This window comes from Pseudomonas sp. R-28-1W-6 (genome assembly GCF_009799925.1).
Taxonomy (GTDB): Bacteria; Pseudomonadota; Gammaproteobacteria; order Pseudomonadales; family Pseudomonadaceae; genus Aquipseudomonas.
The window spans coordinates 307,579-332,233 of sequence record NZ_WELK01000002.1; the positions used below are offsets into that span (position 1 = coordinate 307,579).

The 24,655-nt window shown below is 66.8% G+C and carries 21 protein-coding genes; 11 read left to right on the plus strand and 10 right to left on the minus strand.

The window, feature by feature from the left end; genetic code table 11:
• Positions 1-154 precede the first annotated feature (154 nt).
• From F3I62_RS05680 to F3I62_RS05705, 6 genes are all read left to right on the plus strand, one after another.
• Positions 155-1,570, plus strand: coding sequence for a di-heme oxidoredictase family protein (locus tag F3I62_RS05680; protein ID WP_160488708.1), 1,416 nt, complete (start codon positions 155-157; stop codon positions 1,568-1,570).
• 10 nt (positions 1,571-1,580) lie between these two features.
• Positions 1,581-2,642, plus strand: coding sequence for an imelysin family protein (locus F3I62_RS05685; protein ID WP_160488709.1), 1,062 nt, complete (start codon positions 1,581-1,583; stop codon positions 2,640-2,642).
• On the plus strand, positions 2,643-3,737 hold the full coding sequence (locus F3I62_RS05690; protein ID WP_160488710.1) for a DUF1513 domain-containing protein: 1,095 nt from the start codon (positions 2,643-2,645) through the stop codon (positions 3,735-3,737).
• 180 nt (positions 3,738-3,917) lie between these two features.
• The gene (locus F3I62_RS05695) at positions 3,918-5,540 is read left to right on the plus strand and encodes a methyl-accepting chemotaxis protein (protein WP_160488711.1); all 1,623 of its coding nucleotides are present in this window, start codon (positions 3,918-3,920) and stop codon (positions 5,538-5,540) included.
• Between the two features lie 188 nt (positions 5,541-5,728).
• The gene (locus tag F3I62_RS05700; RefSeq protein WP_160488712.1) at positions 5,729-6,883 is read left to right on the plus strand and encodes an efflux RND transporter periplasmic adaptor subunit; all 1,155 of its coding nucleotides are present in this window, start codon (positions 5,729-5,731) and stop codon (positions 6,881-6,883) included.
• Positions 6,884-6,906: 23 nt separating this feature from the next.
• Entirely contained in the window at positions 6,907-9,960 is a 3,054-nt protein-coding gene (locus F3I62_RS05705; RefSeq protein ID WP_160488713.1) for a multidrug efflux RND transporter permease subunit, read from the plus strand.
• A gap of 58 nt (positions 9,961-10,018) precedes the next feature.
• Here F3I62_RS05705 and F3I62_RS05710 read toward each other — a convergent pair whose 3' ends face one another.
• The 3 genes from F3I62_RS05710 to F3I62_RS05720 form a co-directional block, all read right to left on the minus strand.
• Positions 10,019-10,258 carry a hypothetical protein gene (locus F3I62_RS05710; protein ID WP_160488714.1) on the minus strand — a complete coding sequence of 80 codons (240 nt, stop codon included), beginning with the start codon at positions 10,256-10,258 and terminating at the stop codon, positions 10,019-10,021.
• Between the two features lie 174 nt (positions 10,259-10,432).
• The gene (locus F3I62_RS05715) at positions 10,433-11,740 is read right to left on the minus strand and encodes a HAMP domain-containing sensor histidine kinase (protein WP_160488715.1); all 1,308 of its coding nucleotides are present in this window, start codon (positions 11,738-11,740) and stop codon (positions 10,433-10,435) included.
• Complete coding sequence (locus F3I62_RS05720; protein WP_160488716.1) at positions 11,730-12,413, minus strand: response regulator transcription factor; 684 nt, start codon at positions 12,411-12,413, stop codon at positions 11,730-11,732. The genes F3I62_RS05715 and F3I62_RS05720 overlap by 11 nt, the downstream gene beginning before the upstream one ends.
• A 161-nt stretch (positions 12,414-12,574) precedes the next feature.
• Here F3I62_RS05720 and F3I62_RS05725 point away from each other — a divergent pair, with 161 nt between their 5' ends.
• Entirely contained in the window at positions 12,575-14,521 is a 1,947-nt protein-coding gene (locus tag F3I62_RS05725; RefSeq protein WP_160488717.1) for an LTA synthase family protein, read from the plus strand.
• 8 nt (positions 14,522-14,529) lie between these two features.
• Positions 14,530-15,255 (plus strand): phosphatase PAP2 family protein, encoded by a 726-nt coding sequence (locus F3I62_RS05730; protein WP_160488718.1) that lies wholly within the window; start codon positions 14,530-14,532, stop codon positions 15,253-15,255.
• 66 nt (positions 15,256-15,321) lie between these two features.
• On the opposite strand, the gene groL is transcribed toward F3I62_RS05730, so the two are convergent.
• The 4 genes from groL to F3I62_RS05750 form a co-directional block, all read right to left on the minus strand.
• Positions 15,322-16,962, minus strand: a complete 1,641-nt coding sequence (gene groL, locus F3I62_RS05735) for a chaperonin GroEL (RefSeq protein ID WP_160488719.1) — start codon at positions 16,960-16,962, stop codon at positions 15,322-15,324.
• Positions 16,963-17,008: 46 nt separating this feature from the next.
• Complete coding sequence (locus F3I62_RS05740) at positions 17,009-17,302, minus strand: co-chaperone GroES (RefSeq protein WP_160082334.1); 294 nt, start codon at positions 17,300-17,302, stop codon at positions 17,009-17,011.
• Positions 17,303-17,583: 281 nt separating this feature from the next.
• On the minus strand, positions 17,584-18,033 hold the full coding sequence (locus F3I62_RS05745; RefSeq protein ID WP_160488720.1) for an FxsA family protein: 450 nt from the start codon (positions 18,031-18,033) through the stop codon (positions 17,584-17,586).
• Positions 18,034-18,096: 63 nt separating this feature from the next.
• Positions 18,097-18,828, minus strand: a complete 732-nt coding sequence (locus F3I62_RS05750) for a HugZ family protein (RefSeq protein WP_160488721.1) — start codon at positions 18,826-18,828, stop codon at positions 18,097-18,099.
• Positions 18,829-18,936: 108 nt separating this feature from the next.
• Here F3I62_RS05750 and F3I62_RS05755 point away from each other — a divergent pair, with 108 nt between their 5' ends.
• On the plus strand, positions 18,937-19,695 hold the full coding sequence (locus F3I62_RS05755; protein WP_160488722.1) for an SDR family oxidoreductase: 759 nt from the start codon (positions 18,937-18,939) through the stop codon (positions 19,693-19,695).
• A 181-nt stretch (positions 19,696-19,876) separates the two neighbouring features.
• Here F3I62_RS05755 and F3I62_RS05760 read toward each other — a convergent pair whose 3' ends face one another.
• Both F3I62_RS05760 and F3I62_RS05765 read right to left on the minus strand, forming a co-directional pair.
• The gene (locus F3I62_RS05760; RefSeq protein WP_256667654.1) at positions 19,877-20,884 is read right to left on the minus strand and encodes a DUF481 domain-containing protein; all 1,008 of its coding nucleotides are present in this window, start codon (positions 20,882-20,884) and stop codon (positions 19,877-19,879) included.
• Between the two features lie 124 nt (positions 20,885-21,008).
• Positions 21,009-22,004 (minus strand): DUF481 domain-containing protein, encoded by a 996-nt coding sequence (locus F3I62_RS05765; protein ID WP_160488724.1) that lies wholly within the window; start codon positions 22,002-22,004, stop codon positions 21,009-21,011.
• Here F3I62_RS05765 and F3I62_RS05770 point away from each other — a divergent pair.
• Entirely contained in the window at positions 22,003-22,395 is a 393-nt protein-coding gene (locus tag F3I62_RS05770; RefSeq protein ID WP_160488725.1) for an MGMT family protein, read from the plus strand. The two genes, F3I62_RS05765 and F3I62_RS05770, sit on opposite strands and share 2 nt — an antisense overlap.
• Before the next feature lie 38 nt (positions 22,396-22,433).
• Complete coding sequence (locus F3I62_RS05775; protein ID WP_160488726.1) at positions 22,434-24,044, plus strand: AmpG family muropeptide MFS transporter; 1,611 nt, start codon at positions 22,434-22,436, stop codon at positions 24,042-24,044.
• A 42-nt stretch (positions 24,045-24,086) separates the two neighbouring features.
• Here F3I62_RS05775 and F3I62_RS05780 read toward each other — a convergent pair whose 3' ends face one another.
• Positions 24,087-24,566 (minus strand): YajQ family cyclic di-GMP-binding protein, encoded by a 480-nt coding sequence (locus F3I62_RS05780; protein WP_160488727.1) that lies wholly within the window; start codon positions 24,564-24,566, stop codon positions 24,087-24,089.
• Positions 24,567-24,655 lie beyond the last annotated feature (89 nt).

Genomic DNA, 24,655 nt, shown 5'->3' on the forward strand with positions numbered 1-24,655 from the left:
GCCACGCGACATCAACAGTGCTTCCGGCAGTTTTCATGCCCGCCATCGATACCTGCGGCAGCGCGCCTCAGGCTGCAAACGCAAATCCCTCTTATTCGAATTCCATTAGCCTGCTAAGATTGCCCGCCTGATTCTCCGTTCAGGTTCGTGCTCGATGCCCTTCCCGTTGCGCCCCTGTGTGCTTGCGCTGACCCTCAGCCTGGCCGCCTGTGAACAGGCGCCGCCACCGGCCGAGCCCGGCGAAGCCCTTTCCGCCGGCAGTGCCACGGTGCGCCAGGCCGACCAGAATGCCTTCTCCCAGCCCTCCGCCAACCTGAGCCCGTCGCGGCGCCTGGACTTCAGCGTGGGCAACAGTTTCTTCCGCAACCCCTGGGTCATCGCGCCGTCGACCACCACCGCACGCGACGGCCTGGGTCCGCTGTTCAACACCAACGCCTGCCAGAACTGCCACATCAAGGACGGCCGCGGTCATCCGCCCGAACCGGATGCCAGCACGGCAGCCTCCCTGCTGGTGCGCCTGTCGATTCCCGCGGACGACTCGCCTGCCCATGCCGAGCTGCTGCAGCGCCAGGGCGTGATCCCCGAGCCCGTCTATGGTGGCCAACTGCAGGACATGAGCAACCCCGGGCATGCCCCGGAAGCCAGGGTGCGGGTGAGCTACAGCAGCGTGCCGGTACGCTTTGCCGACGGCAGCCAGGTCGAGTTGCGCCAGCCCAAGCTGGAACTCAGCCGCCTCGCCTATGGCGAGCTGCACCCGCAGACCCGGCTCTCCGCCCGCATCGCCCCGCCGATGATCGGCCTGGGCCTGCTCGAAGCCATCCCCGAAGCCGCCATCCTGGCCAATGCCGACCCCGAGGATCGCAACGCCGACGGCATCCGCGGCGTGCCCAACCGGGTCTGGGACCGGGCCCAGCAGCGCAGCGTGCTCGGCCGCTTCGGCTGGAAGGCCGGCCAGCCCGGCCTCAACCAGCAGAACGCCGAGGCCTTCGCCAACGACATGGGCCTGACCAGCAGCCTGATCGGCCAGGACAACTGCAGCCCGGCCCAGCTGGAATGCCGCGCCACAATCGACGGCGGGGCGCCGGAAGTCAGCGCCAGCATCCTCGCCAGCGTGCTGTTCTACACCCGCAACCTCGGCGTCCCGGCCCGGCGCGACGTCGACCGCCTGGAGGTGCGCCGCGGCAAGCAGCTGTTCCACCAGGCCGGCTGCCAGCAGTGCCACACGCCGAGCTTCACCACCACCACCGCCGCAGCCGCCGAGCCGGAGCTGGCCAACCAGCTGATCCGCCCCTACAGCGACCTGCTGCTGCATGACATGGGTGATGGCCTGGCCGACGGCCGCGACGAGTTCCAGGCCAACGGCCGCCAGTGGCGCACCGCGCCGCTGTGGGGCATCGGCCTGACCCAGGAGGTCAACGGCCACACCCAGTACCTGCACGACGGCCGCGCGCGCAACCTGCTGGAGGCCATCCTCTGGCACGGCGGCGAGGCGCAGGCGGCGAAGAACCGGGTCCTCGATTTCGACGCCGAGCAGCGCAGCGCGCTGCTGGCCTTCCTCAATTCCCTCTAAGGAGAACGGCATGATCCGCACGCCCCTCGCTGTCGCCCTGCTCGGCCTCGTCCTGGCCGCCTGCAGCCCGCAAGATCCCAGGCAGCTGGCCAGCACGGCGCTGACCGACGGCGTCCTGCTGCCGGCCTACGCCAGCTGGGACAAAAGCAACCAGCAACTGGCCGCCAGCGCCAAGGCCTTCTGCGCCGCCAGCCAGGACCTCGCCACGGCACGCCAGGCGCTGCACACCAGCATCGGCAGCTGGGCCGCCCTGCAGCCGCTGCTGGTCGGCCCGCTGGCCGAAGGCAACCAGGCCTGGCAGGTGCAGTTCTGGCCGGACAAGAAGAACCTGGTGCAGCGCCAGGTCGAGAGCCTGCTGAAGAGCAAGCCGCAGCTGACCCAGGCCGACCTGGACCAGGCCAGCGTGGTGGTCCAGGGGCTCACCGCCTACGAGTACGCGCTGTTCGATGGCGCCATCGACCTCGACCAGGCCGCGCAGAAAGCCCGTTACTGCCCGCTGCTGATCGCCATCGGCGAACACCAGGCGCAGCTCAGCGCCAGGGTACTCGGCCAGTGGCAGGCCCAGGACGGCATGGCCGCCCAGCTCAAAGCCTTCCCCAATGCCCGCTACGCGGAGGCCACGGAAGCCGTCGGCGAGCTGCTGCGCGCCCAGGTCAGCGCCCTCGACGGGCTGAAGAAGAAGCTCGGCACCGCCCTAGGCCGGCAGAGCAAGGGCTTGGCGCAGCCCTACCAGGCCGAGTTCTGGCGCAGCAATGCCAGCCTGGCCAGCCTCGCCGCCAGCCTGGCCAGCGCCGAACGCGTCTGGCTCGGCGCCAACAACGACGGGATCAAGGTCCTGCTCGGCAGCGAGCAGGCCGACCTGGCCCGGCGCCTGGACGCCCAGTACGGCAGCACCCGCCAGTTGCTGGCCGCGCAGCAGCGCCCGCTCGGTGAACTGCTCGCCGACGACGCCGGCCGCCAGCAGCTGAACGCCTTCTACGACAGCCTCGACCAGCTGCACCGCCTGCACGAAGGCGAGCTGGCCAAGGCCCTCGGCATCCAGCTGGGCTTCAACGCCCACGATGGTGACTGAATGAAACGCAGAGCCTTCCTCGGCCTCACTGGCGCCGCCCTCGCCGCCGCCTCCCTGGGCGGCTGGAAACTGCTCAGCCACGGCCAGCAACCCCTGCTGCTGTCGGCCCGCGACGACGGCGACGGCCAGCACTACGCCGTCGGTTACCGCCTGGACGGCAGCAAGGCCTTCGCCACGCCGGTCGCCGAACGCTGCCACGACGTGGTACCGCACCCGACCCAGCCGCTGGCCGTGTTCGTCGGCCGCCGGCCGAGCCGCGAGAGCTACCTGATCGACACCCGCGACGGCCGCCTGCTGCAGACCCTGGCCGCCGCGGACGAGCGCCACTTCTACGGCCACGGCCTGTTCCACCAGGCCGGCGAGCTGTTCTACAGCACCGAGAACGACACCTCGCAGCCGGGCCGTGGCGTGCTCGGCGTCTATCGCCTGCAGAACAACCGGCTGCAGCGCATCGGCGAGCACTCCACCCACGGCATCGGCCCGCACCAACTGCTCTGGCTGCCCGGCGGCGAAAGCCTGGTGGTGGCCAACGGCGGCATCCGCACCGAGGCCGACAGCCGGGTGATGATGAACCTGCAGGCCATGGAGCCCAGCCTGGTGCTGATGCGGCGCGACGGCACGCTGCTCAGCAAGGAACAGCTGCCGCAGCAGATGAACAGCGTGCGCCACCTGGCCGTGGCCAGCGACGGCACCATCGTCTCCGGCCAGCAGTACGAAGGCGACCCGCTGGACGCCGCGCCCCTGCTGGCGATCAAACGCCCCGGCCAGCCCTTCCAGGCCTTCCCCCTGGGCGAGGCGCAGCGCGCGGCGATGCACCAGTACACCGCCAGCCTGGCCATCCACGACGACTTGCGCCTACTGGCCCTGACCGCACCGCGCGGCAACCGTTTCTTCATCTGGAACCTGGACAGCAGCGAGCTGCTGCTCGACGCCCCGCTGCCGGATTGCGCCGGGGTCGGCGCGGTCAGCGAGGGTTTCGTCGTCACCTCCGGTCAGGGCCGCTGCCGCCTGTACGACTGCCGCACCACGCCGATCGCCGCCCACCCGCTGCAGCTGCCGGCCGGGTTGTGGGACAACCACCTGCGCCTGGCCTAAGCCCCGCGCCGTGATGCCCCACATGGCCCTGTGCAGGCTCAAGGCCGACCTATAATGAGCGCACGCCCGCATCCCTGCCGGCCTGCTGTCACCGGCATTGCGTTGCCGGGTGATAAGGATATCCGCAGCCCCGGCGCCCACACAGGCACCGGTGGCCATTACCCCGAAGAGGTCCCCCCCATGTTGCAAAAGTCCCTGCGCGCGCAGATTCTCGCCCTGCTCGGCGGTAGCCTGGTGCTGATCCTGATCACCGCCCTGGCCTGCTTCAGCTTCCTCTCCGGCGGCATGCAGGCCTACCGCGGCCTGCTCGACGGCCCGGTGGAGGCCACCCGCCTGATCGATGCGGCCAACGTCGAGTTCAAGATCCAGGTGCAGGAGTGGAAGAACGTCCTGCTGCGCGGCCGCGACAGCGCCAATCTGGACAAGTACTGGGGCCAGTTCGAGGCCCAGGAACGCAAGGTGCAGGACACCCTGGGCCAGCTGGCGCAGATCGCCGCCGATGATCCGGCCCTGAAAGCCCAGGTCGAGCGCCTGCGCAGCGAGCACCAGAGCCTCGGCGCCAACTACCGCAAGGGCCGCGACGCCTTCATCGCCGCTGCTGGCGATGCCGCCGTCGGCGATGCCGCGGTCAAGGGCATCGACCGCGCGGCCAGCGAGCAGATGAGCGCCCTGGTCAAGCAGCTCCGCGAGCACAGCCTGCAACAGGCCAAGCAGATCAACGCCGCCGCCGACCGCACCATCCTCATCGGCAGCCTGTTGCTGCTGGCCGCCAGCGTGGTGATCGCCCTGTTCGGCCTGTGGCTGGTCAACCGCAACCTGATCATCCCGATCCGCCACCTGATCACCCACGTCGACCAGCTCAGCCACGGCAACTTCGGCCAGCGCGTGGCAACCACCCGCGCCGACGAGCTGGGCATGCTGGCCATCGCCGCCAACACCCTGCGCGACTTCCTCGCCAGCACCACCCAGAGCCTGCAGCAGAGCAGCAGCAACCTGGACAGTGCCAGCGGCGAGCTGAACAGCATCGCCTCGCGCATGACCCTGGGCATCAACGAGCAGTTCGAGCGCACCGACCAGGTCGCCACCGCCATGCACGAGATGTCCGCCACCGCCCAGGAGGTGGCCCGCCACGCCGCCGAGGCCGCGCATGCCGCTGACGATGCCGACAGCTCGGCGCGCCAGGGCGGCCGCGTGATGGACGCGACCATCCAGACCATCACCGGCATGCGCGGCGAAATCGCCAACACCGCCGAGGTGATCCGCCGCCTGGAAGCCGACAGCGGGCGCATCGGCAAGGTCCTGGAAGTGATCCGCGGCATCGCCGAGCAGACCAACCTGCTGGCCCTCAACGCCGCCATCGAGGCCGCGCGCGCCGGCGAGCAGGGCCGCGGCTTCGCCGTGGTGGCCGACGAGGTGCGCACCCTGGCCCAGCGCACCGCCGAATCCACCGCCGAGATCAACCAGATCATCGACACGGTGCAGACCGGCGCGCTCAACGCCGTGCGCGCCATCGAGAGCGGACAGAACCGCAGCGAGGAAGGCGTGACCCAGGTCACCGAGGCCGGCGCCATGCTGCAGCGCATCACCGGCGCGGTGGAAGCCATCCGCGACATGAACCGGCAGATCGCCACCGCCGCCGAGGAGCAGACCTCGGTGGCCGAGGACATCTCGCGCAACCTCACCGAGATCACCGCCATCGCCAGCTCCAACCAGGAGAACGTCGAGCGCACCCAGGCCGCCAGCCAGAACCTGCACCAGCTCTCCGGCGCGCTGGGCGCAGTGACCCGCAGCCTGGCCTCCTGAGCCCGCGCGCCGGCACCGGGAGGTGCCGGTTCAAGGCCTGGACGGGCGATTGCCGCGACACAGCGTTGCGGCAATCGGCAGCGGTAATTTCCTGCAAATGAGATGATTTTGACTTGATGGTCAGCTGGTACTAAGGTGCCTGCTTCGCCTATTCCCAGGCCATTCTCGCCCTGCCAAGGAACCGGAATATGTTGCTCCGCCGCATGTTTATCATGCTGGGCGCGGTCATCCTCGTGGTGCTCGCCCTGGCCGCCTACAAAGGCTATTCGATCTACCAGCAGGTGCAGATGTTCGCCGCGCCGCAGCCGGCCATCAGCGTGTCCGCCGCCACGGCCAGGGAGCAGCCCTGGCAGAGCCGCCTGCCGGCCATCGGCACACTCAAGGCGTTCCAGGGCGTCGATCTGACCGCCGAAGTCGAGGGCACCGTGCATCGGGTGCTGTTCCAGTCCGGCGAGAAGGTCAGCCTCGGCCAGCCCTTGCTGCAACTGGACAGCCAGGTGGAAAAGGCCATCCTCGCCACCGCCCTGGCCGTGCGCAACCTGGCCCAGGTGGAGTACCAGCGCGGCAAGAACCTGGCGGTAAAACAGGCCATCTCCAAGAGCGAGTTCGACCGCCTGAACGCCGAACTGCTCAAGGCCGAGGCCAGCGTCGCCCAGCTGCAGGCCAGCCTGGACAAGAAGCGCATCCTCGCGCCCTTCGCCGGCACCATCGGCATCCGCCAGGTCGATACCGGCGACTACCTGAGCCCCGGCAACCCGGTGGCCACCCTGCAGGACCTGTCCAAGCTGTTCGTCGACTTCTTCCTGCCGGAACAGGCCGTGCCACTGCTGGCCATCGGCCAGCGCGTGCGCCTTAACGTCGCCGCCTATCCGGGTGAGGTGTTCGAGGGCGAAATCGCCGCGATCAACCCCAAGGTCGAGGAAACCACGCGCAACCTGCAGGTGCGCGCCATGCTGCCGAACCCCGACAGCAAGCTGCTGCCGGGCATGTTCGCCAACCTGGACGTGCTCCTGCCCGGCGAAAAGCCGGTGATCGTGGTGCCGGAAACCGCCATCACCTACACCCTGTACGGCAACTCGGTGTACGTGATCGGCGAGAAGCAGGACGAAAAGGGTGCCGTAGTTAAAGACGACAAGGGCCAGGCCCAGCTGGTGGTCGAGCGTCGCTTCGTCGAGACCGGCGAGCGCCGCGATGCCCAGGTGGTGGTACTCAAGGGCCTCAAGGCCGGCGAACAGGTGGTCACCGCCGGCCAGCTCAAGCTGGACAACGGCGCCCACGTGAGCATCGCCGCCGATCAGGCCCAGGCGGTCGAAGCGGCCACCCCAGCCAGCGCCGCCCAGTAAGGCGCGGCGCCAAGGAAACCAACATGGCTTTTACAGATCCGTTCATCCGTCGCCCGGTACTGGCCACCGTGGTCAGCCTGCTGATCATCCTGCTGGGCTTCCAGGCCTTCAGCAAACTGGTGATCCGCCAGTACCCGCAGATGGAAAACGCCCTGATCACGGTGACCACTGCCTACCCCGGGGCGAACGCCGAGACCATCCAGGGCTACATCACCCAGCCGCTGCAGCAGAGCCTGGCCAGCGCCGAAGGCATCGACTACATGACCTCGTCGAGCCAGCAGAACCTCTCGGTGATCTCCATCTACGCGCGCATTGGCGCCGACAGCGACCGCCTGTTCACCGAACTGCTGGCCAAGGCCGGCGAAGTGAAGAACCAGCTGCCGCAGGATGCCGAAGACCCGGTGCTGTCCAAGGAAGCGGCCGACTCCACCGCGCTGATGTATGTCAGCTTCTACAGCGAGCAGCTGTCCAACCCGCAGATCACCGACTACCTGTCACGGGTCATCCAGCCCAAGCTGGCGACCCTGCCGGGCATGGCCGAAGCGGAAATCCTCGGCAACCAGGTATTCGCCATGCGCCTGTGGCTGGACCCGGTGAAGATGGCCGCCTATGGCGTCACCGCCGGCGAGTTCAGCGAGGCCGTGCGCCAGTACAACTTCCTCGCCGCCGCCGGCGAAGTGAAGGGCCAGTACGTGGTCACCAGCATCAATGCCAGCACCGACCTGAAGACCCCCGAAGCCTTCGCCGCCATCCCGCTGAAGACCGTCGGCGACACCCGCGTGCTGGTCCGCGACGTGGCCCGGGTGGAGATGGGCGCGGCCAACTACGACTCGATCAGCTCGTTCGACGGCACGCCCTCGGTGTACATCGCCATCAAGGGCACGCCCAGCGCCAACCCGCTGGACGTGATCAAGCACGTGCGCGCCATCCTCCCGGAGCTGGAAGCGCAGCTGCCGCCGAACCTGAAAGTCTCCATCGCCTACGACGCCACCCGCTTCATCCAGGCGTCCATCGACGAGGTGGTGAAGACCCTGATCGAGGCGGTGCTGATCGTCATCGTCGTGGTCTTCCTGTTCCTCGGCGCGTTCCGCTCGGTGCTGATCCCGGTGATCACCATTCCGCTGTCGATGATCGGCGTGCTGTTCTTCATGCAGCTGATGGGCTACTCGATCAACCTGCTGACCCTGCTGGCCATGGTCCTGGCCATCGGCCTGGTGGTGGACGACGCCATCGTCGTGGTGGAAAACATCCACCGCCATATCGAGGAAGGCAAGACGCCGTTCGACGCGGCCCTCGAAGGGGCGCGGGAGATCGCCGTGCCGGTGGTCTCGATGACCATCACCCTGGCCGCGGTGTATGCGCCGATCGGCTTCCTCGAAGGCCTCACCGGCGCGCTGTTCAAGGAATTCGCCCTGACCCTGGCCGGCGCGGTGATCATCTCCGGCATCGTCGCCCTGACCCTGTCGCCGATGATGTGCGCCAAGCTGCTGCGCCACGAGGAAAACCCCTCGGGCCTGGCACACCGGCTCGACCAGATCTTCGACCGGCTCAAGCGCCGCTACCAGAACGCCCTGCACGGTACCCTGAATACCCGCCCGGTGGTGCTGGTGTTCGCCCTGATCGTCCTCGGCCTGATCCCGGTGCTGCTCAAGTTCAGCCACAGCGAGCTGGCACCGGAAGAGGACCAGGGCATCGTGTTCCTCTTCGCCAACGCGCCGCAGCCGACCAACCTGAACTACCTGAACGCCTACACCGACGAGTTCGTGGAGATCTTCAAGAGCTTCCCCGAGTACTACTCGTCGTTCCAGATCAACGGCTTCGATGGCGTGCAGGCCGGGATCGGCGGCTTCCTGCTGACGCCCTGGGACGAACGCGAACGCACCCAGATGGAGCTGCTGCCGGAGGTCCAGGCCAGGCTCAATGCCATCCCCGGCCTGCAGGTCTTCGGCTTCAACCTGCCGTCGCTGCCGGGCACCGGCCAGGGCCTGCCGTTCCAGTTCGTGATCAACACGCCGAACGACTACGAGTCGCTGTTGCAGGTGGCCGACCGGGTCAAGGCGCGGGCCATGGAGTCGGGCAAGTTCGCCTTCCTCAACGTCGACCTGGCCTTCGACAAGCCGGAAGTGGTGGTCGATATCGACCGCGAGAAGGCCGCGCAGATGGGCGTATCCATGCAGGACCTGGGGCTGACCCTGGCCACCCTGCTCGGCGAAGGCGAGATCAACCGCTTCACCATCGACGGCCGCAGCTACAAGGTGATCGCCCAGGTCGAGCGCGCCTACCGCGACAACCCGGGCTGGCTGAGCAGCTACTACGTGAAGAGCGAGAGCGGGCAGATGGTGCCGCTGGGCACGCTGATCAAGGTCAGCGACCGCGCGCGGCCGACCAAGCTCAAGCAGTTCCAGCAACTCAACTCGGCGATCATCGAGGGCGTGCCGATCGTCAGCACCGGTGAAGCGGTGGACAGCATCGCGCAGATCGCCCGCGAGGAGGCGCCGCGCGGCTATGCCTTCGACTATGCCGGTGCCTCGCGCCAGTACGTGCAGGAAGGCAGCGCGCTGTTCGTCACCTTCGCCCTGGCCCTGGCGATCATCTTCCTGGTGCTGGCCGCGCAGTTCGAGAGCTTCCGCGACCCGCTGGTGATCCTGGTGACCGTGCCACTGTCGATCTGCGGCGCCCTGCTGCCGATCTTCCTCGGTTTCTCCAGCATGAACATCTACACCCAGGTGGGCCTGGTGACCCTGATCGGCCTGATCAGCAAGCACGGCATCCTGATCGTCGAGTTCGCCAACCAGCTGCGCCGCGACAAGGGCCTCGGCGTGCGCGAAGCGATCGAGGAGGCCGCCTCGATTCGCCTGCGCCCGGTGCTGATGACCACCGCGGCGATGGTCTTCGGCATGGTGCCGCTGATCTTCGCCACTGGCGCCGGGGCGGCCAGCCGCTTCGACATCGGCGTGGTGATTGCCACCGGCATGTCGATCGGCACCCTGTTCACCCTGTTCGTCCTGCCCTGCGTCTACACCCTGCTGGCCAAGCCGGACGCCAGCCCGGCCGCAGCCAGCGTGCCGTCCCACTGAGTCGCACGCCCAAGAAAAAGCCCCGCAGTGCGGGGCTTTTTTCATTCGGCGGGGCGGCTCAGTTGCTGGCGTTCAGGTTTTGCGACAGACCGAACATCACCAGCAACAGGTCGCTGTCGGGTCGGACCTGCGGCACCAACGCCTTGTTGCGGGCGACCGCCGGTTGCGGGCAGTACTGCCGCGAACTGTGTTGGGTATCCAGCACCACGGGTTCGGGCTCCTGCCACGCGGCGGCGGCCAGGGCGGTTACGCCGAGGGCGCCGACGAGGAAAAGACCTCGAGCAATTTCTAATTTCATCGCTGCAACCCCTTGAAAATGCTGCCAAGCACTTACACAAAACCCTAGTTCATTGAGCCCCGATTGCAGGCTCTACAGACGAGCGGTCGAACCGAACGCCGAGCCAGCCACGGTGTGACCAGCCTAGCCGGGTAAAGTTACAGGCAGGTTATGGGCGGCCTTGTGAAAAAAGCGTCATGCCCCGTGCAGCTCGTCGTGCTGGCCCAGACTGACCTCGAAACGACAGCCCTGCGGCTCGACGCCGCTCAGGTTGACGCTCCAGCCCTGGCTCTCGCAGATCCGCTGCACCAGCGACAGGCCCAGGCCCAGGCCTTCGCCCCGGGCCTGGCCGCCACGCACGAACGGCTGGAACATCGCCTCGCGCTCGCTCTCCGGGATGCCCACGCCGCTGTCCTCGACGACGAAGCCCTGCACCTGCAGGGACAGGTGGATGCCGCCGCGCTCGGTGTAGTGCAGGGCGTTGCGCAGCAGGTTGCCCATTACCGAACGCAGCAGGGGCGCGTTGTAATGCATGAGGGTGCCGCTACCGCGCTGGTAGTGGAAGGTCAGGCCCTTGGCCTCGATCGCCGGGCGCCATTGCTCCACCAGACCATCGGCCACCTCGGCCAGGCTGGCCAGGGGCGTCATGCCGGGCTCGTCGTTGCGCGAGCGCGCCAGCAGCAGGAAGGTCTGCACCAGGTCGCGCATCTCCTCGCTGGCGCGGGCGATGCGCTGCACCTGGCCGCGGGCACGCGGGTCCAGGGCCGGGTTGTCCAGCAACAGCTCGCAGGAGCTGGCCAGCACCATCAGCGGGGTGCGCAGCTCATGGCTGACGTCGCTGGTGAACAGGCGCTCGCGGGTCAGCGCGCGGCGCAGCAGGCCCAGGGTGGTGTCGAAGGAGGCCGCCAGCTGGCCAACCTCGTCGCCGGCATAGTCCGGCGCCAGCGACGGCGCGCGGTCGAGCAGCTGGTCCGGGTGACGCACCTGCCTGGACAGGCGCACCACCGGCTCGATCACCTTGCGCGCCAGCAGCCAGCCGAGCAGCCCGGACAGCGCCAGGCTGATCAGGAAGCCGGTGAGCACCACGGCGAACAGCAGCTGCTCGCGGTCCTCGAACTCGCTCTGGTCTTCCAGCAGCACATAGCGGCGGCCATCCACCAGCTGGACGAAGGCGTGGTAGGAGCGCTCGCCCCGGTACAGCTCGCTGAAGCCGGGTGGCAGCGCCTGCAGGTCTGCCGGCATGGCAAAGTCGCCGGGGCCGTTGCTGAAATGGAACCGCTGGCCTGGCTCGGGGTTGTGCCGCCAATCCTCGCTGCTCTCCATCTTCAGCAGGCGGCCGAGATCGCCGCCCAGTTCGGTGGAGATCAGCCGCTCCTCGACCAGGTGCACGGTCTCGACGATACCGATGGCGAAGGTGCCGCCGACCAGCAGGGTCATCAGCATGAAGGCGATGACGATGCGCCGCGACAGGCTCTGCCTGAACAGGCCGTGCCTAAACGCCATCGTGCAGCTCCGCCAGGCGGTAGCCGACGCCATGCACCGTATGCAGCAGCGCCTGGGCGAAGGGCTTGTCGATGACCTGGCGCAACTGGTGCACGTGGCTGCGCAGGCTGTCGCTGTCCGGGCAGTCATCGCCCCACAGCGCCTCTTCCAGTGCCTCGCGGCGCACCACATGCGGGCTCTTCTGCATCAGCAGGGCCAGCAGCTTGAGCCCCACCGGGTTGAGCTTGAGCGGGCGCCCGTCACGGCTGACTTCCAGGGTATCGAGGTCATAGCTCAACGCGCCGACCTGCAGGCTGCGCTTGCCGCCGCCGAGGCTGCGGCGCAGCACCGCCTCGATGCGCGCGGCCAGCTCGGAGAGGGCGAACGGCTTGATCAGGTAATCGTCGGCGCCGGCCTTGAAGCCCTTGAGGCGGTCGTCCAGCTGGTCGCGGGCGGTGAGCATGATCACCGGGGTATCGCGGCGCGCCTCCTCGCGCAGGCGCTGGCACAGGGTGTAGCCGTCGATGCCGGGCAGCATGATGTCCAGCACGATCAGGTCGTAATGCTCGGTGGCCGCCAGGTGCAGGCCGGACAGGCCGTCCTGGGCACAATCCACCGTGTAGCCCTTGATCCCCAGGTAGTCGGCCATGTTGGCCAGGATGTCGCGGTTGTCCTCGACCAGGAGGATGCGCATGGTCTGTTCCTCTTCGGCTTGTGCCGTTTTCGATGCGCTCACGATAACCCGGCCGCCCTGCCGTTGCGGCCGCTTTGACGCATTTTTCACGGCGAATTCACCGGCCGCCAACAAAGCCGGGAGCAGACTGCCGCGCATTTCCCCCGCCTGGAACCGCACCCATGTCCCTGCTTCGCAGCGCGCCCCTGCGCTACCTGCTGCTCCTGCTCGCCAGCTGGCTGGCGATCTTCCTGCTGACCCGCGGCGTGCTGCTGTTCGACCATCTGCACGAGGCCGGCAACCCGCTGGCGATCTTCGCCATCGGCCTGCTCTACGACCTCGGCTTCCTCGCCTACGCCGCCCTGCCGCTGGGCCTGTACCTGCTGCTCTGCCCGCCCGGGCTGTGGCGCCGGCCCGGGCAGCGCTGGCTGCTGCGCGCCCTGCTGCTGGTCAGCCTGTTCGCCATGCTGTTCGTCGCCACGGCCGAATGGCTGTTCTGGGACGAGTTCGGCGTGCGCTTCAACTTCATCGCCGTGGACTACCTGGTGTACTCCGACGAGGTGCTCAACAACCTGCTGGAGTCCTACCCGCTTGGCCTGCTGCTCGGCGCCCTGGCCGGCCTCGCCGCCCTGCTCGGCCTGGCTCTGCAGCGGCCGCTGCAAGCCGCCCTGCAGGCGCCCCTGCCGAGTCGCTCGGCACGCCTGGGCGCGCTCGCCGGGCTGCTGGCCTGTAGCGCGCTGAGCCTGCTGGCGCTGGATCAGGACAGCCCGCGCGGCCTGGGCGGCAATGCCTACCAGCACGAGCTGGCGAGCAACGGGCCCTACCAGTTCTTCGCCGCCTTCCGTAACAACGAGCTGGACTACCCGCAGTTCTACGCCACCCTGCCCGACGCCCAGGTCGCCCCCCGCCTGCGCGCGGAACTGAACGAGCCGGGCAGCCGCTTCATCGGCAGCGACCCGCTGGATATCCGCCGGCAGGTCGACAACCCCGGCCAGCCGCGCCAGCTGAATATCGTCCTGGTCACCATCGAGAGCCTGTCGGCCAAGTACCTCGGCAGCTTCGGCGACAGCCGCGGGCTGACCCCCAACCTCGATGCGCTGCGCCGGCAGAGCCTGTTCTTCAACAACTTCTACGCCACCGGCACCCGTACCGACCGTGGCCTGGAGGCCATCACCCTGTCGGTGCCGCCGACGCCGGGACGCTCCATCGTCAAGCGCGTCGGCCGCGAGAGCGGCTATGCCAGCCTCGGCCAGCAGCTCAGCGCGCAGGGCTACGACAGCGTGTTCGTCTATGGCGGGCGCGGCTACTTCGACAACATGAACGCCTTCTTCGGCGGCAACGGCTACCGGGTGGTCGACCAGAGCAGCGTGGCCGAGGCCGATATCCACTTCAAGAACGCCTGGGGCATGGCCGACGAGGACCTCTACGCCCAGACCCTCAGGCTCGCCGATGCCGACCATGCCGCCGGCAAGCCGTTCCTGCTGCAGCTGATGACCACCTCCAACCACCGCCCCTACACCTACCCGGACGGACGCATCGACATCGCCTCGGGCGACGGCCGCGAAGGCGCGGTGAAGTACACCGACCATGCCATCGGCCAGTTCCTCGCCGCCGCGCGGCACAAGCCCTGGTTCGCCAACACCCTGTTCGTCTTCGTCGCCGACCACTGCGCCGGCAGCGCCGGGGCCCAGGACCTGCCGGTGGCCAACTACCACATCCCGCTGTTCATCTACGCGCCGGGGCTGGTCGCGCCACGCGAGGACAACCAGCTGGCCAGCCAGATCGACCTGGCGCCGACCCTGCTCGGCCTGCTCAATCTCGACTACCAGTCGACCTTCTTCGGCCGCAACCTGCTGCAGGACAATCCGGCACCGCGCCGGGTGCTGCTCGGCAACTACCAGCACCTCGGCCTGTTCGACGGCCGGGACCTGGCCATCCTCAGCCCACAGCGGCACATGCGCCGGCATGACGATGCCCTCGGCGCCAGCCGCGAAACCCGCAGCGACAGCCAGGACCCGCTGCTGCAGCGCGATATCGCCTACTACCAGGCCGCCAGTCATGCCTTCAAGGAGCATCTGCTGGCCTGGAAGGGCAACCCACAACCCGACCTGCAACTCAGCACGAGATGAACGCCGCCATGCCCAGCCATTCCCCCACCTTCGACCGCCGCTGGTGGTACGGCCTACCGCTCGCCCTCCTGGCGCTGATGCTGCTGGTCGAACCCACCCGCCTGGACTTCGCCCTGGCCGACCTGTTCTACATCCAGGGCCAGGGCTTCATCGGCCGGCACAACGACTTCCTCGAGGATGTCCTGCACGACCGCGCCAAACAGCTGACCATCGTCATCGGCGCGCTGGCCATTGGTGGCTTCCTGCTCAGCCTGCTGCCAACCCGCCTGCGTCCGTTGCGCCGCCAGCTCGGCTACCTGGTGCTGGCCATGGGCCTGTCCACCAGCTTCGTCACCCCGCTGAAGAAGCTCACCCAGATGCACTGCCCGTGGAGCCTGGAGCAGTACGGCGGGGTCGAGCATTTCTCCGGGCTGCTGGAGCCGCGCGCGCAGCCGGTGGAGAAGGCCGGCAAGTGCTGGCCAGGCGGGCATGCCGCGGCCGGGTTTGCCCTGCTCGCGCTGTTCTTCGTCTGGCGCGACCGTTACCCGCGCCTGGCCAATGGCGCGCTGGTCTTCGCCATCGGCCTGGGCTGCCTGTTTTCCCTGGTACGCATGGCCCAGGGCGCGCACTTTCTCTCGCACAACCTGTGGACGGCCCTGCTCAGCTGGCTGATCTGCCTGGGCCTGTACGACCTGCTGCTGTACCGCCCGCTGACGCAGCCGCATTTGGCAAACAACGCTGAGCTGATCCACTAAAACAGCCACGCAATAAAAAGCCCCGCACTAGGCGGGGCTTTTTATTGCAGCTGGGTGCCGGTCGGCTTACATCATGCCGCCCATGCCACCCATGCCACCCATGTCCGGCATGGCCGGAGCGGCCTTGTCGTCGACGATGTCGGCGATCATGGCTTCGGTGGTGATCATCAGGCTGCCGATGGAAGCGGCGGCCTGCAGGGCGGAACGGGTGACTTTGGCCGGATCGAGAATACCCATCTCGATCATGTCGCCGTAGGTGTCGGTCGCGGCGTTGAAGCCGTAGTTGCCCGAACCCTGCTTGACCTTGTCGACCACTACGCTCGGCTCGCCACCGGCGTTGGAAACGATCTGACGCAGCGGCGCTTCAACGGCGCGACGCAGCAGAGCGATACCGACGTTCTGGTCGTCGTTGTCGCCTTTCAGCTCGCTGATGGCCTGCAGGGCACGCACCAGGGCGACACCGCCGCCAGGTACCACGCCTTCTTCGACGGCTGCGCGGGTGGCGTGCAGGGCGTCTTCGACACGGGCCTTCTTCTCTTTCATTTCCACTTCGGTACCGGCACCGACCTTGATCACGGCAACACCGCCAGCCAGCTTGGCCAGACGCTCTTGCAGCTTCTCTTTGTCGTAGTCGGAGGTGGTGTCTTCGACCTGCTTGCGGATCTGCGCCACGCGGGCTTCGATATCAGCCTGCTGGCCGGCACCGTCGATGATGGTGGTGTTTTCCTTGCTCAGCTGAACGCGCTTGGCGTTACCCAGGTGTTCCAGGGTGGCGCTTTCCAGGCTCAGGCCGACTTCTTCGGAAATCACGGTACCGCCGGTGAGGATGGCGATGTCCTGCAGCATGGCCTTGCGACGGTCGCCGAAGCCCGGAGCCTTGACGGCCGCGACTTTGACGATGCCACGCATGTTGTTGACCACCAGGGTCGCCAGGGCTTCGCCTTCGACGTCTTCGGCCACGATCAGCAGCGGACGGCCGGACTTGGCCACGGCTTCGAGAACCGGCAGCAGTTCGCGGATGTTGGAGATCTTCTTGTCGACCAGCAGGATCAGCGGGCCGTCGAGCTCGGCGACCATGGTGTCCGGCTTGTTGATGAAGTACGGCGACAGGTAGCCACGGTCGAACTGCATGCCTTCGACGACCGACAGTTCGTTTTCCAGGCCCGAGCCTTCTTCAACGGTGATCACGCCTTCTTTACCGACTTTTTCCATGGCTTCGGCAATGATGTCGCCGATGGAGTTGTCGGAGTTGGCGGAGATGGTGCCGACCTGGGCAATGGCCTTGGTGTCGGTGCACGGCTTGGACAGCTTCTTCAGCTCGGCGACGATGGCGATGGTGGCCTTGTCGATGCCGCGCTTGAGGTCCATCGGGTTCATGCCGGCAGCGACGGCTTTCAGGCCTTCGTTGACGATGGCCTGAGCCAGTACGGTGGCGGTGGTGGTGCCGTCACCGGCCGCGTCGTTGGCCTTGGACGCAACGTCCTTGACCAGCTGGGCGCCCATGTTCTCGAAGCGGTCTTTCAGCTCGATTTCCTTGGCAACGGACACGCCGTCCTTGGTGATCAGCGGCGCGCCGAAGCTGCGCTCGAGCACCACGTTGCGGCCTTTCGGGCCGAGGGTGGCTTTGACGGCATCGGCCAGGACGTTAACGCCGACCAGCATCTTCTTGCGAGCGGAATCGCCGAATTTGACTTCTTTAGCAGCCATGGTGGTTGTTCCTTAAATTCTTGAGTTGAACGGAGATTCGCGGGAATCAGGCTTCGAGGACGGCGAGGATTTCGTTCTCGCTCATCACCAGCAGGTCTTCGCCGTCGACTTTGACGGTGTTGCTGCCGGAGTACGGGCCAAATACCACCTTGTCACCGACTTTGACGGCCAGGGCACGCACTTCACCGTTGTCCAGGGTCTTGCCGGCACCGACGGCGACGATCACGCCCTGGTTCGGCTTCTCGGCAGCGGAGCCCGGCAGCACGATGCCACCAGCGGTTTTCGATTCTTCTTCGCTGCGGCGGATAACGACGCGGTCATGCAGAGGACGAAGCTTCATTGGTCGATCTCTCCCGATAGTTGTTGTAAGCAGGCCGGTGACTGCACCGGCGGGTTAGCAAAGTCCGGCGGAGCCGGGCGCGGCACGCCTGGGCGGGCCGCGGAAGTCTGTTCTGCCGAAACCGGCAGACACCTTGCGGTGCTAGCTAGATAGGGGCGATCAAGGGCATTTCAAGGGCTGTGGTGTGATTTTTTTTATGGCCTGCCATCCCTGGCGGCCACCCTTCGGGCCGTCGCTGCGCGACGTTACACATTGCTCCCGGCAATTTTTTGCACACAGCCTCAGTCGCGGCGCTGGTATTCGCCTTCCAGCACATTGGGCCGTGTCTGCCCGGAGCGGGCCTGGGGGTCGTCGAAGAAGGCACGCTGGCGCAAGGCCTGCTCGGCGGCACGCCGGCGCAGGCCGCCGATCATCCAGCGGCGGGTGAAGGGGATCAGGCAGAGCAGGCCGAACGCGTCGCTGATGAAGCCCGGCAACAGCAGCAGGCCGCCGCCGACGGCGATCAGCAGGCCCTCGAACATCTCCTGCTCGGGCATCTCGCCGCGGGCCAGCTTCTCGCGGGCGCGCCAGGCGGTGGCCAGGCCGGCCACGCGCAGCAGCACGCTGCCGAGAATCGCCGTGCCGATCACCAGCAACAGGGTCGGCAGGACGCCGATGGCACTGCCGACCTGGATCAGCACGGCCAGTTCGATCAGCGGGAACAGCAGAAACAGAAAGAGAAAAGCGCGCATCAGGATTTCCTTGGCGGAAGAACGGCTTCCGATACCGATGAAGTATGGGGCGTGGCGCTTAATTCAAGCTGAAACCTGCCCGGCGGTCGGCCAGCTTGCGGCGCGAGCCAGCTGTACCAGGGCCTGGCGCACTGCGCCGGGACTGTTACAGGATGTTGGGAAGGCCAGCCAGTGCAGGCTCTTGCCGATGCGCAGGTGGAAGCCTTCGCTGTCGATGCCGACCAGCTGCGCCGGCTCGTGGGCGGGCAGCCCGGCCAGTTCGACGTAATGGGCGATGGCCGCGGCATGGTCGGCGTTCATGTGTTCGAGCATGCCCAGCTCGCTCTCGCCGGCGAAGGGGTTGGCCAGGTTGACCTGGTCCAGCCAGTGGATCGCGCCGAAGCCGCCGATATAGCGCCAGCGCACCGGCTGCAGGCGCCAGAAGTCGAAATCGTGCACCCGGTGGTAATCGCGCGATTCGGGGAAATAGCGGTAGTAACGTGCGGCAGCGGCGTCGATCTGCGGCGGTTCTGCCAGTTTCTCGGCCTCGGCCAGCAGGGTCAGGCGCCCGACCGCCTGCACGTCCTCGGCACCGCGCTCGCCGACCAGCAGCGAACATTTGCCGTCCTGCTGCAGATTGTGGGTGTGCTGGGCGATGCGGCTGATCAGGAGCAGCGGGCAGCCCCGCTCGTCCAGGCAGTAGGGCACCACTGATCCGAAAGGGAAACCCGGCATGGCCTTGGAGTGGGTCGAAAGCACGCCGCGGTATTCCTTGAGGAGCAATTCTCGGGCATGCTTGCCGGCTGTCACGCTCAACTTATGACTCCTCGTTAAGAATCCGTCGAAAACAAAACGGACAGGCGCCCGGCAGAACTCTTTGCAGCGCCAGCGAGGCCACCTGTAGACCTTTAGAGGGGTAGTGTTATGGAACTCAAAGACAAAGTCATCATCATCACCGGCGGTGGCCAGGGCCTCGGTCGCTCCATGGCCGAATACCTGGCTGGCAAGGGTGCCAAGCTGGCCCTGGTCGACCTGAATCAGGAAAAGCTCGACGAAACCGTGACCGCCTGCAAGGCCGCCGGTGGTGACGCCCGCGCCTACCTCTGCAACGTGGCCAACGAAGAGCAGGTCACCCACACCGTGGCGCAGATCGCCGACGACTTCGGTGCGATCAACGGCCTGGTCAACAACGCCGGCATCCTGCGCGACGGCCTGACCATCAAGGTCAAGGACGGCGAGATGACCAAGCTGAGCCTGGCCCAGTGGCAGTCGGTGATCGACGTCAACCTGACCGGCGTGTTCCTCTGCACCCGCGAAGTCGCGGCGAAGATGATCGAGCTGAAGAACCAGGGCGCGATCATCAACATCTCCTCCATCTCCCGCGCCGGCAACGTCGGCCAGGCCAACTACTCCGCGGCCAAGGCCGGCGTTGCCGCCGACACCGTGGTCTGGGCCAAGGAACTGGCGCGCTACGGCATCCGTGTCGCCGGCGTCGCTCCGGGCTTCATCGAAACAGAGATGACCGGCAGCATGAAGCCGGAAGCCCTGGAGAAGATGTGCTCCGGCATCCCGCTCAAGCGCATGGGCAAGCCGGCCGAGATCGCCCACTCGGTGGCCTACATCCTGGAAAACGACTACTACACCGGTCGGATCCTGGAGCTGGACGGCGGCCTGCGCCTCTGATCTGTTTCGACTTGCTGCGCGTCGGCCAGACTGCGTTGAAATTGGGCTCGGGCTGCTCATTTACGGCTTGTAAACTCCGCGCCCTCGCCCAATTTCGCCTTGCCTGGCTCTAGCTCGCAGAGTCGAGACTTGGCCTCATAAAAAGCCCCGCATTTGCGGGGCTTTTTTGTGGGTGGGTGGCTTACCAGCCGACGCCCAGGCCGAGCATGTAGCGGCGCTCGTCGGTATCGCCGTTCTCGCTGGCGACCTTGTCCCACTCGGCCTTGAGACTCAGGGCCGCCCAGCTGTTGAGCTTGTAGCGCACGCCGGCCTCGGTATCGATGATGTAGTCGATCTCGTCGATGAAGGGCGCACCCAGTTCGCCCTGGCTGTACAGCTCGACGTTCTGGCCGATCAGCTTGCGCTTGTAGTCCCACTCCATAGCCGCCGAGTTGAAGTGTTCGCTCTCGCCGTTGTCGAAGACGAAGTCGTTGCGGTTGAGCAAGCCGGCCACGGAGAAGGCACCGAGGGTGTCGTCCCAGAACTGGTAGCCGGGGCCGGTACCGACGGTGCGCTGGATGCGCAGATCCTCCATGCGGTCGTGGGTGTACTTGAGCTGGCCCTGCCAGAAGAACTGCCTGGTGAGGAAGCGGTCGAGGTCGTAGTCCAACTCGGTGCGGTCGGTCTTCTTCTCGTCATCCTTGAGTTCGTGGTCGTACTCGACGCCGAAGCTATGGCGCCAGGCGCCGTGGCGGGCCTGGGTGGCGAGGTCGATGTCGTAGTCCTTCACGTCGCTCTCGGCCTGCTTGTAGTCGGCGGAGAAATCGATGTTGCCGCTCCAGCGCAGGTCCTGGACCAGCGGCTTGGGTGGCAGGATCTGGGCGATGGAACTCAGCGCCACCACTTTCGGCGCCTCGCCGTTGACCAGCTCGACCTGGCCCTCCCCCGCCGGCTTCAGCGACTTGGCCCGCTCGCCGGTGAAATCGTCCTGCTTGACCAGCAGCTCGCGCTCGCTTTCCAGGGTAGCGACCTTGTGCAGATCGAGGGTGATCGAGCCGGCGTAGTCGGTCTTCAGCAGCAGCTTGCCGCCGTCGACCAGTTCGATGCTGCCGGTGAGCTTGTCACCGTTCTTCAGCCACACGGTATCGGCCAGCAGGGGGGAGGAGATGGCGCTCAGCGCCAGGCACAGCAGGGAGCGGGAAACAGTCATCGGCAAACAATCGGCTCGGGTGGGCAAAAAGGCCGGCATTATCCGCGTACGCGCCGGCAGAGCAAGCACAGACTGGCAATCGCCGCGCGAGTTCAGAAAAGCCTCTTTGCCCCGGCGCAGACGGCTACCAGCCGACCCCCAAGCCGATCAGGTAGCGCCGCTCCGAGTAGGTGTTGCCCAGGCCGCGCAACTGGTCCAGCTCGTACAGCAGCGACAGCCGGGCCCAGTCGTTCAGGCGGTAACGCAGGCCGGCCTCGCTGTCGAGCACGTAGTCGATCTCGTCGATCTGCGGCACCTGCAGCTCGGCGCTGCTGTAGAACTCCAGGCGCGTGCCCCACAACAGGCGCTTGTAGTCCCATTCCAGCGACCAGGTGTTGAAGGCCAGCTCGCCCCCCTGCGAATCCAGCCGCACCCGGTTGAACTGGCCGATCAGGTCGAAGCGCCCCAGCTCGTCTTCCCAGAAGCGGTAGCCGGGGCCGCTGCCGAGAATGCGCTGGCGATTGATGTCCTCGAACTGGTCCTCCTCCTGCTCATAACCGGCCCGCCAGAACCAGTGGTCGGTGAAGAAGCGGTCGAGGTCGTACTCCAGTTCCCAGTTGTCTTCCTTCTTCTCGTCGTTCTTGGTCTCGTGCTCCAGCTGGCCGTGCAACACATGGCGCCAGCGCCCGTGCTCGACCCGCGTATCGCCCTTGAGCTTGAACTCGTCGGTACGGTCCTCGTTGCGCTCCAGGTCGAGCTTGGCGTCCAGGTTGCCTTCCCACAGGCGGTCCTGCAGCAGCGGGCGCGGAGGCACCAGGCGAGTGATGCTGGCCAGCGGCAGCGTCTCGCGGCCGCCGTCAACCACCGTCACCAGGCCCGCGCCGGCGGCCTGCAACTGCTGGCTGTGCTGGCTGTCCAGCCCGTTGCGCCGCAGCAGCAGGGGTTTGTCCGAACGCAGGGTGTCGATATCCTTCCAGTCGATCAGCACGCGCCCGGCATACTGGGTCTTCAGCGCCAGCTTGCCGCCGTCGAGCAGGAGGATCTTGCCGGTCAGGCGGTCGCCGTTGTTCAGCCACACGGTATCCGCCTGGGCACAGGCCGCGGCAGCCAAGAGAACAGTCGAGAGCAGGAAGCGCAGCATGAGACAGAAACCACCAGCAGGACAGGGCATCGGTGCAGAGCATGCCCCCGCCCCCGAGCCGCCGGCAAGCGCCGAGGGCCGGCGCGCCGCCCTGTACCTGCTGCTGTCGCAGATCCCTGCCGGCAAGGTGACCAGCTATGGCGAACTGGCCGCCCTGGCCGGCCTCGGCCGCGCCGCTCGCTGGGTCGGACGAACCCTCAGCCAGTTGCCTGCGGACACCCGCCTGCCCTGGCACCGCGTGCTCGGCGCCGGCGGCCGCCTGAGCCTGCCGGCCGGCAGCCCGAGCGGCGACGAGCAGCGCGCGCGCCTGCGCGAAGAGGGCCTGACCATCCGCAACAACCGCGTGGATATGCGCCGCCACGGCTGGCGCCCGATGGAGTTCAGCGGTTAGAGTGCGCCCTTTGTTTCGCTCATCCCCAGACCACGCCCATGCCCCGTAAATCCTGGCGCGCCGCCCTCGCCACCTACGCCCACCCGGCCGCCCTCGCCCTCCTGCTGCTCGGCTTCGCCGCCGGCCTGCCGTACATGCTGGTGTTCGCCACCCTGTCGGTGTGGCTGCGCGAGGCCGGCGTGGCCCTGCAGACCATCGGCTACGCCAGCCTGATCGGCCTGGCCTATGCCTTCAAGTGGGTCTGGGCGCCGATGCTCGACCAGTGGCGCCTGCCGCTGCTCGGCCGCCTGGGCCGGCGCCGTTCCTGGCTGGTGCTGTCGCAGGGGCTGGTGGTCTTCGGCCTGATCGGCATGGCCCTGTGCGACCCCCAGCAGCACCTGGCCTGGCTGATCGGCGTGGCGGTGGTGGTGGCCTTCGCCTCCGCCACCCAGGACATCGCGGTGGACGCCTACCGCCTGGAAATCGTCGACGACACCCGCCAGGCCGCCCTGGCCGCCAGCTACATGGCCGGCTACCGGGTCGCCGTGCTGCTCAGCACGGCCGGCGCGCTGTACTTCGCCGGCTGGTTCGGCAACGCCGACGCCGGCTACCAGCATGGCGCCTGGGCCAGCACCTACCTGCTGTTCGCCATGATCATGCTGCCGGGGCTGATCACCACCCTGTGGATGCGCGAGCCGGCGGTGCCGCTGCAGACCCAGATCGCCGCGGCGCGCTACGGCCTGTACCGCCAGCTGGCCTCGGTGCTGGTGCTGATCGTGCTGCTGGTCTCGGTGCCGGCCATGTTCACCCAGTTCTACAACAGCGACATCCTGCCGATGCTGCGCGGCGAGCTGGGCCTGACCGAGCTGTTGCGCGACGACCGCGCCACCCTGCGCTTCCTGCTGTACACCATCCTCACCGCCGCCTGCCTGTCGCGCATGGGCCGTCGCGGCCTGGGGCCGGTGCTCACGCCGATTAACGACTTCATCCTGCGCTACCGCTGGCAGGCGCTGCTGCTGCTCGGGCTGATCGCCACCTACCGCATGTCCGATACGGTGATGGGGGTGATGGCCAACGTCTTCTACATCGACATGGGCTTCGCCAAGAGCCAGATCGCCAGCGTCAGCAAGCTGTTCGGCCTGTTCATGACCCTGTTCGGCGCCGCCATCGGCGGCCTGCTGATCGTGCGTTTCGGCATCCTGCCGATCCTGCTGCTGGGCGGGGCGGCATCCGCCGCGACCAACCTGCTGTTCGCCAGCCTGTCGCGCCTGGGCGAAGTCGCCGAGCGCGCGCGCTATGCCGAACAGACCGTGGCCGAGCTGCTGCTGGCCCTGGACCCGCACATGCTCATGCTGGTGCTGACCATCGCCCTCGACAACCTCAGCTCCGGCCTGGCCACCGCGGCCTTCGTCGCCTACCTGTCGAGCCTGACCAACCTGAAGTTCTCCGCCACCCAGTACGCCCTGCTCAGCTCGATCATGCTGCTGCTGCCACGCCTGGTCGGCGGCTCCTCCGGGCTGCTGGTGGAGAAACTCGGCTATGCCCAGTTCTTCCTGGTCACTGCCCTGCTCGGCATCCCCACGCTGCTGCTCATCCTCCTGCAATGGCGCCGCGAGCGCGGCCAGGCCAACGGCGCTCCGCCACCCGCGGAGGCGTCCGAGCGCCCATGAAAAAGGCCGGCATAAGCCGGCCTTTTTCATGCTCCCGCACTATCAGTCGCGGAAGTTGTTGTACTGCAGCGGCATGCCGAAGTCCTTGGCGCGCAGGGCGGCGATGGCCTCCTGCAGGTCGTCGCGCTTCTTGCCGGTGATGCGTACCTGCTCGCCCTGGATGGCGGCCTGCACCTTGAGCTTGCTGTCCTTGATATGGGCGACGATCTTCTTCGCCAACTCCTTGTCGATGCCCTCGCGGAAGGTCACCTCCTGCTTGGTCACCTTGCCGGACGCGTAGGGGTCCTTGAGTTCCATGCACTGGCTGTCGATCTTGCGCTTGATCAGGTTGCTGCGCAGGATGTCGAGCATCTGCTCAAGCATGAATTCGGCTTCGGCGGTCAGGGTGATGGTCTTGTCCTTGCTTTCGAAGCTGCATTTGCCGCGCAGGTCGAAGCGCCGCTCCAGCTCTTTCACCGCGTTGTCCACGGCGTTGGTGAGTTCGTGTTTATCCAGTTCGGACACCACGTCGAACGAAGGCATGGAATTCCTCCAGATGGACGGCGCGATCCATATCACGGACAGAGCGCGCCTGGCTTGACGATAAAATTTGCGCGCTCATTATAACCACA